The following is a 6,918-nucleotide window of genomic DNA, read 5'->3' as shown; positions in this document are numbered from 1 at the left end:
CATTCTTAACTTAGTTTTCCTAATCGGTTTACCTCTATCGCTTTGGTTATACGGTGTATGGAAGTTGGTGTATGGCGTACCTGCTTTGGCCATCGCTTTTCTTTGTCTTCCTTTGTTAACTACTATTTTGACAGTTGCACTGCTGTTTTGTAGCTTACAAGTTTGGAAGAGAGGCTATTGGTCATTGATGGCGCGAGCGCATTACTCTTTGATTGCGCTTGCTGCTTTAGTTTTTATTCCCTTTCTAAACTACTGGAATTTATTAGGATTCAAATTTTAGATTTTAATTTTTTTTGTACCCAAAAATATAAAGTTTTCAGTTTCCAATAGTCAAGAGTAATAGTGTTATACCTGACTCAACAATCAACGATTAATGAAAACCGTGATATTTATCTATATCTTATTTAAATAAAAAACCCTATATCTATCAATAGAATTATAATAATCAAACTTTAAAAATATTTTTTTTACTTATAATAAATTGATTCTAAAGATAATTATTACACTGTTGATAATAAAATAAACCTAAAAGCATAAGAAAATAATGAATAATCAATTAAATAAAATTATTTTATTAAAACTTAGACTGTCAAAGCTTTTTTTTGGTAGTTTGTTAATAGGAATAACCTGTAGCTGTAGTTATTAGATCGGCACGTCAAGACGATGGTTTTGTTAAAATTCTGCCATATAACTAATACCAGCGAATCAGAAAAATTGGAAGTAACTTTAAATGAAGATCTAGATTTTTATGTCGAAAATAAAATAGGATTACTATATGATATGAAATAAAAACACAATGCTACAAATAGTTTCAGTTTGTTTGAAATATTAAGTATCAAGTTCCTCTTTACCCATTTGTTAAAAAAATATATTTGTGGCAAACATTTAATTATTTTATATGAGTATTTTGCTAAAAAAATTGGCAATCACACTGTCAATTTTGCCTCTTCAATTCGTACAATCCCTACCCACAGATAGACAGACTCAAATTTTTCAGTAAGCTTTATCAAACAACTAATGGTTCTTGCCGTTTCCAACTTCGCAGTCGAAAACCAAGAATCAAGAGAAGTATACCCAAAAAGATTGCATATCCATGGTATTGCCCAAGCTTTTAATTGCTTCTGTTTGAAGAAGTAAACCTGCCGACCATTCTACGATTTCCCATAAAGCATCGATCGCAATCCCAAAACTAGCAATTGTGACGCAGTACAAAAGTTTGCGCGATCGCGCAAAATTCTTAGCATCGAACTGTAAACTAAAAAACTCAGTGCCAAAGTAATGGCAAATATAGTGTAAGCATGAACTATTTCGTCATAAGCCCCTTGCATAGCAAACAAACTCCAAACCCAACCCATTGCATTTAATCAAACTGCTACAACCAACAAAAAATCAAATAGAGTTGGCAAGCGATCATTTCGAACCACGAATATGAAAGAGGCAACTACAAAAAGAGCAAGAACTAACCCAACTCACATACTTAGCACAGCAGCACCGTTAATTTTTCCAGATCGTAAAGCATTTAGAGCTTCGTTAGCTTCAGCTAAAGCAAAGGCTGTAACTTCTGTTTGAATCGGGATTTGTGGGGCTAAAGCCAAAAACTCTTCACCGTCTCGGCGAGTCAGATTAGCAACCGATCGCAACACTCGTTCCTCCCATAAAATCTGATAGGGAAAGCTAGGAATATCGCTCATGTGAATACCTGCACAAACTACGATGCCACCTTTAGCAACTGCTGCTAAAGCTGCGGGAATTAATTTGCCTACGGGGGCAAAGATGATTGCTGCGTCTAACTTTTCTGGTGGTAATTCATTTGAACTTCCTGCCCAAACCGCACCAAGATGGCGAGCAAATTGTTGACCTTGAGTATCTCCTGAACGGGTAAAAGCATATACTTGTTTACTTTGATAATTAGCCACCTGGAGCAAAATATGTGCTGCTGCACCAAAGCCATAAAAACCAATTCTGGCTGCATCTTCTGTCATCCGATAGGAACGATAGCCAATTAATCCTGCACAAAGTAGAGGTGCTGCCTGTAGATCTGAAAAACCTTCAGGAATCGGGAAACAAAAACCTTCGTCGGCAACAGCATATTCGGCGTAACCACCATTGAGATCGTAACCCGTAAATAAAGCGCGATCGCATAAATTTTCTTGACCAGCTAGGCAATAACGACAACAATTGCAAGTATGCCCCAACCAAGGCACGCCAACGCGAGTACCCAAAGAATATTTATTGGCTCTATCTCCAGTTTCGACTACCGTTCCCACAATTTGATGACCTAACACCAAGGGGAGCTTAGGTTCGCTTAGTTCGCCATCAACTATGTGTAAATCTGTGCGACATACTCCGCAGACATGAACCTTGAGTAATACTTGCTTCGATTGTGGTTTGGGCAAAGGTAGTTCAACTTCTCGTAGATTTTGACCTGCTCGATCTAAAATCATGGCGCGCATCACAATTACCCCAAAGCAACTTCTAATTTAACCATAGCAAAACCTGAGTTCGGGTTAAGACAATTGACTGGTTAAGCTAGCTATTAGCTTTTTAATCAAAATAAACTTATCGAGGAAGGAGATATTTGAACACTCACAATTTCCTCAAACTTAAAATCTATCCTTAGAGCGAGATTAGAATGCTTGTTTAAAGCAATATATATTAGCCGAGAAGCAGCTTCTAACTCATGGGTTTATTTGAGAATAAGCGGTCGATGAAGCAGGAAAAAAAATGAATGCAGTTTTTATAGATAGACGCGAAGCCGGAAAAAAATTAGCCAAACAATTGACTTCTTATGCAAATCATCCTCAGGCAATAGTTTTGGGGCTACCTCGCGGTGGCGTACCTGTGGCTTATGAAATAGCGAACAATTTAAACCTCCCTCTGGATGTTTGTTTGGTCAAAAAACTAGGTCTACCTAACTATCCAGAGACAGCAATGGGAGCGATCGCCGAAGCTGCTTTAATCCATGATTACAGTGGCAAAATCACGATTATTGATGAAAACATAACTCAAAGCAATGATGTTGACCAACCACAAATAGCTGCGCTCGCGGCTATAGCCAAAGCTGAATTAAGATGGCGAGAATGCTGTTATCGACACCATCGCCCCATGCTCAAAATCAAGGGAAGTGTGGTTATTGTTGTTGATGATGGCGTTGCTACTGGTTTAACTATGCACGCTGCGGTAACTGTTTTACAACAGCACCAACCTCAAAAAATTATTATTGCTACTCCCGTCGCAGCTCAAAAAACCATTGAACAATTAGAAACTTTGGTAGACGAAATTACTTGTTTAGTTACTCCAAAGTCTTTTAGTGCAGTCGGTTTTTGGTACGAAGATTTTAGTCAAGTATCTGACCAGGAGGTATGCAACTTGCTATCTCAACAGACTCATAAAACCTTGGCAGAGTCAGTCAGGAGTTAGGATTCGTAGGGGCGAACACAATCGCCCCTACTAGAGCGGAAAATTGTATTGATAGGAGCGGTCAAGATGCCTAAACGAGAAAATCCAACTCCACAATCGAGTCCTATCCAATGGAGTATGATTGTAACCGCGATCTGCTTGATTTTATTTAGCTTATTCTTACCGACAACACCAGCTAATAAAGCCCAACCCTACAGTGAATTTATTAATTTGGTAGCAAGCGATCGCGTAGAGAGCGTAACGATTGGCTCTAGTCAGATTGAATATAGGCTCAAATCTCAATCACTCGCTCGCGAATCAGAGCAAATATTTGTGACCGCTATAGTGGAACAGGATACAGAATTACCTAAACTACTGCGTCAGCATCAGGTAGAGTTTTCGGCAACTCCTTCTAATAGCGATGGGGCTTGGGATTTCATTAAATTCTTATTTTTCGGCTTCTTAATTATCAATTTGGCTGGTTTATTATTCAATCGCGGACAACAAGGAAACACGAGTCCCTTTAGCATTGGTCGCAGTAACGCGCGAATTTATTCCCAAGGAACAATGGACGTTACTTTTGATGATGTGGCAGGAATTGATGAAGCAAAAGCAGAATTGTCGGAAATAGTCGATTTCTTGCAACATGGAGCTAAATATATCCTTTTAGGAGCGAAAATACCGAAAGGCGTATTGTTAGTTGGACCTCCAGGTACAGGTAAAACTCTTTTGGCAAAAGCGATCGCTGGGGAAGCGAAAGTTCCTTTCTTTAGTATTTCTGGTTCAGAATTTATTGAAATGTTTGTTGGGGTTGGTGCATCACGAGTGCGGGATTTATTCGACCGTGCTAAAAAACAAGCTCCTGCCATTGTCTTTATCGATGAACTAGATGCCTTGGGTAAATCTCGCGCTACTGCTGGCTCATTAATGGGTGGTAACGATGAACGCGAACAGACACTCAACCAGCTATTAGCAGAAATGGACGGCTTTGAACCCAATGCAGGAGTAATTCTTTTGGCTTCTACTAACCGCCCTGAAGTCCTCGATCCTGCCTTATTACGTCCTGGTCGTTTTGATCGCCGTATTGTGGTAGACCGCCCTGACAAGTCTGGAAGACTGGCAATATTAGAAGTCCATGCCCGAAATGTCAAATTAGCAGGGGATGTCGATCTAAATAAATTAGCTGCTCGTACTCCTGGTTTTGCTGGAGCAGATCTGGCTAACTTAATCAATGAAGCTGCCTTGCTCGCTGCTCGTCGCGATCGCCCTGCCGTAATCATGGAAGATTTTAATGAAGCTATCGAAAGAATTCTCACAGGATTAGAGAAAAAATCACGGGTGCTGAATGAAATCGAAAAGAAAACCGTTGCCCATCACGAAGTAGGTCATGCCATCGTCGGCTCACTAATGCCTGGTACGGATAAGGTAGAGAAGATATCGATTGTGCCTCGTGGTATAGGTGCATTAGGCTATACGCTGCAATTACCAGAAGAAGACCGTTTCTTGATGATTGAGGATGAAATTCGCGGTCGTATTGCTACTTTACTGGGAGGTCGTGCAGCCGAAGAATTGATTTTTGGTAAGATGTCTACTGGTGCGAGTGATGATATCCAAAAAGCTACCGATCTTGCCGAAAGATACGTAACCCTCTATGGTATGAGCGATCGCCTTGGACCGATGGCATTTGAAAAGATTCAGCAGCAATTCTTAGATAGTATTACCAATCCTCGTCGTCAAGTAAGTCCTCACCTTGCTGAAGAAATCGATCGCGAGGTCAAAGCGGTAATTGATGGCGCACACCAAATTGCCTGGGTAGTTTTACGCCACAATCGCCAACTCCTAGAAGAAATTGCTCAAACCTTATTAGAGCGAGAAATTTTAGAAGGAGAAAAATTGCGATCGCAACTGAGCCTAGCGCAAAAAACTCTAGAAGTCGATGAATGGTTACGATCTGGCAAGGTTACTGACGATAAATTATTGGCAGTAATTACCTACAGTAACGGTAAGACCAACAACCAACAACCAACAACCAACAACTAATAACTAAGTATTTCGGAATTTTAAAAAAGGTAATAAAGATATAGCACTCGAAGCAAAGGTTAAGACCCGTCGCTCAAAAGCTAATAGCGCAGCGCGTACGCAAGGGGCTGTGGTCGTCACCTGCGGGCGGTATAAGCCCCGTCCCGTCGTCTTACGACGACGCAGCATTGCAAGGCTTTGCGCAGCTAATAGCTCGTTTTATAACTAACGTCCTCATCTATAGTTCACTTGCTCTAAAAAACAATGAAATCACAAGCAAACGAAGTTAAGCAAATTGCCGCCCAATTACTAGCAGGGATGCTAGCAAATTCGCATCTTTATCAAGTTGATTCGGCGGAAAGTGGAAAATTGAGTAGAAAACAGGAAGAACTAATTGAAACGGCGATCGCTATGGCAGAGACTTTGATTACTAAGGCGGAAACACAAATAGAAAATCACTTCAAACATCATCTAAAAGATTAGGACATTAGATTGATGGTGAGAATTATTCTTCAGCAACAGTTAATGATTTTGGGCGATCTTGTTCGATCTCAATACTAATTCCTCTGGCTTCTTCTTTGGTTAAATCTTCGATATAACCAGACTGAGATTAAGCGATCGCATTCAGAGACTTTTCTTAAACCTACTGGGTTTAAAATCATAATTTTGCCTCGACTATAATCAATTAGATTTCTTTGGCGAAGATCTGCCGCGACTACAGATAAACTCGAACGTCTAACTGCGATTAAATCGGCAAGGGTTTCTTGAGTAAGCGATAATTTTCTGGCACTAATTGCGATCGCTATATGATAACAACCAACGAGCTAGTCGTCGTTCTAAGGTATGATGACAGCTACAAAAAACATTTTGTGAAACTTGAGCCAAGAAAATTTGCGAGTATAGTAATACTATTCGCTGTAGTTTACCACCGCAAGCAAATTCTTGTCCCAGAACATTGACGGGTAAGCTAATTGCCAGACAATCGGTTTGGGCGATCGCCAAATTGGCAACAAAATCATCTCCTAAAAATGTTGCGTTACCGATCGTTCCCTCATTACTCACCGTAGCAAATTCAGCGATCAAACCAGCTTTACTGATATTAACCAAAGATATTATGCCTCGAATAGGAAAATAAACATTTCTTGATCGCCTCGTTAGGTTTATAAAGCGCTTTTTTTGCGCGAATCACAATACAATCTGAATTAAAAAGCAGGTTTTGAAGTTCTGATTCTGGCAGCAAACTTAAAAGCTGGTTAGCACGAACAGGTATTTCTCCATTTCTCAAGCGAACAGAATGCTGGACGGATAAAATCCTTATCTTTACCTTCGTGTAGGATGGATTTTGAAAAAATATCAAACCAATTTATGGACTATGTATATTATCTTAATTAATAGAAATTGAAGAATTTGTGAGGAATATGTAGTTAAATAGGTTAAATAACTAACAAACTTAGACGCAGATTTCGCCCATATGCGAAGCGGTATCCTTTAGGACAGCCC

7 protein-coding genes are annotated in these 6,918 nt (G+C 39.8%); 4 read left to right on the top strand and 3 right to left on the bottom strand.

Annotation, left to right across the window (positions count from 1 at the left end; genetic code table 11):
* Window positions 1-280, top strand: a 280-nt coding sequence (locus V6C71_12560) for a hypothetical protein (protein HEY9769304.1), incomplete at its 5' end; no start/stop codon positions are given.
* A gap of 871 nt (window positions 281-1,151) precedes the next feature.
* Here V6C71_12560 and V6C71_12555 read toward each other — a convergent pair.
* The gene (locus tag V6C71_12555; GenBank protein ID HEY9769303.1) at window positions 1,152-1,355 is read right to left on the bottom strand and encodes a hypothetical protein; all 204 of its coding nucleotides are present in this window, start codon (window positions 1,353-1,355) and stop codon (window positions 1,152-1,154) included.
* A 114-nt stretch (window positions 1,356-1,469) separates the two neighbouring features.
* Window positions 1,470-2,444 carry a zinc-dependent alcohol dehydrogenase family protein gene (locus V6C71_12550; protein ID HEY9769302.1) on the bottom strand — a complete coding sequence of 325 codons (975 nt, stop codon included), beginning with the start codon at window positions 2,442-2,444 and terminating at the stop codon, window positions 1,470-1,472.
* 280 nt (window positions 2,445-2,724) lie between these two features.
* On the opposite strand from V6C71_12550, the gene V6C71_12545 reads away from it, so the two are divergent.
* The 3 genes from V6C71_12545 (at window position 2,725) to V6C71_12535 (ending at window position 5,901) form a co-directional block, all read left to right on the top strand.
* On the top strand, window positions 2,725-3,420 hold the full coding sequence (locus tag V6C71_12545) for a phosphoribosyltransferase family protein (GenBank protein HEY9769301.1): 696 nt from the start codon (window positions 2,725-2,727) through the stop codon (window positions 3,418-3,420).
* A 66-nt stretch (window positions 3,421-3,486) separates the two neighbouring features.
* On the top strand, window positions 3,487-5,439 hold the full coding sequence (ftsH, locus tag V6C71_12540) for an ATP-dependent zinc metalloprotease FtsH (protein HEY9769300.1): 1,953 nt from the start codon (window positions 3,487-3,489) through the stop codon (window positions 5,437-5,439).
* A 243-nt stretch (window positions 5,440-5,682) separates the two neighbouring features.
* A complete protein-coding gene (locus V6C71_12535) occupies window positions 5,683-5,901 on the top strand; it encodes a hypothetical protein (GenBank protein HEY9769299.1) in 219 nt (72 codons plus the stop codon).
* A 306-nt stretch (window positions 5,902-6,207) separates the two neighbouring features.
* Here the strand turns inward: V6C71_12535 and V6C71_12530 are convergent, their stop codons facing one another.
* The gene (locus V6C71_12530) at window positions 6,208-6,525 is read right to left on the bottom strand and encodes a hypothetical protein (protein ID HEY9769298.1); all 318 of its coding nucleotides are present in this window, start codon (window positions 6,523-6,525) and stop codon (window positions 6,208-6,210) included.
* Between the last annotated feature and the right edge of the window lie 393 nt (window positions 6,526-6,918).

It is taken from the genome of Coleofasciculaceae cyanobacterium (genome assembly GCA_036703275.1).
In the GTDB taxonomy this organism is placed as follows: Bacteria; Cyanobacteriota; Cyanobacteriia; order Cyanobacteriales; family Xenococcaceae; genus Waterburya.
Note: the sequence above shows the minus strand (reverse complement) of the source record. Positions and strands in the feature narration are given on the sequence as shown.

What these genes read in the sequence shown, in the direction of transcription:
- V6C71_12545 (HEY9769301.1), top strand. Translation starts at nt 2,725, where the DNA reads ATGAATGCAGTTTTTATAGATAGACGCGAAGCCGGAAAAAAATTAGCC.
- V6C71_12550 (HEY9769302.1), bottom strand. Translation starts at nt 2,444, where the DNA reads ATGATTTTAGATCGAGCAGGTCAAAATCTACGAGAAGTTGAACTACCT.
- V6C71_12535 (HEY9769299.1), top strand. Translation starts at nt 5,683, where the DNA reads ATGAAATCACAAGCAAACGAAGTTAAGCAAATTGCCGCCCAATTACTA.
- ftsH (HEY9769300.1), top strand. Translation starts at nt 3,487, where the DNA reads ATGCCTAAACGAGAAAATCCAACTCCACAATCGAGTCCTATCCAATGG.
- V6C71_12555 (HEY9769303.1), bottom strand. Translation starts at nt 1,355, where the DNA reads ATGGGTTGGGTTTGGAGTTTGTTTGCTATGCAAGGGGCTTATGACGAA.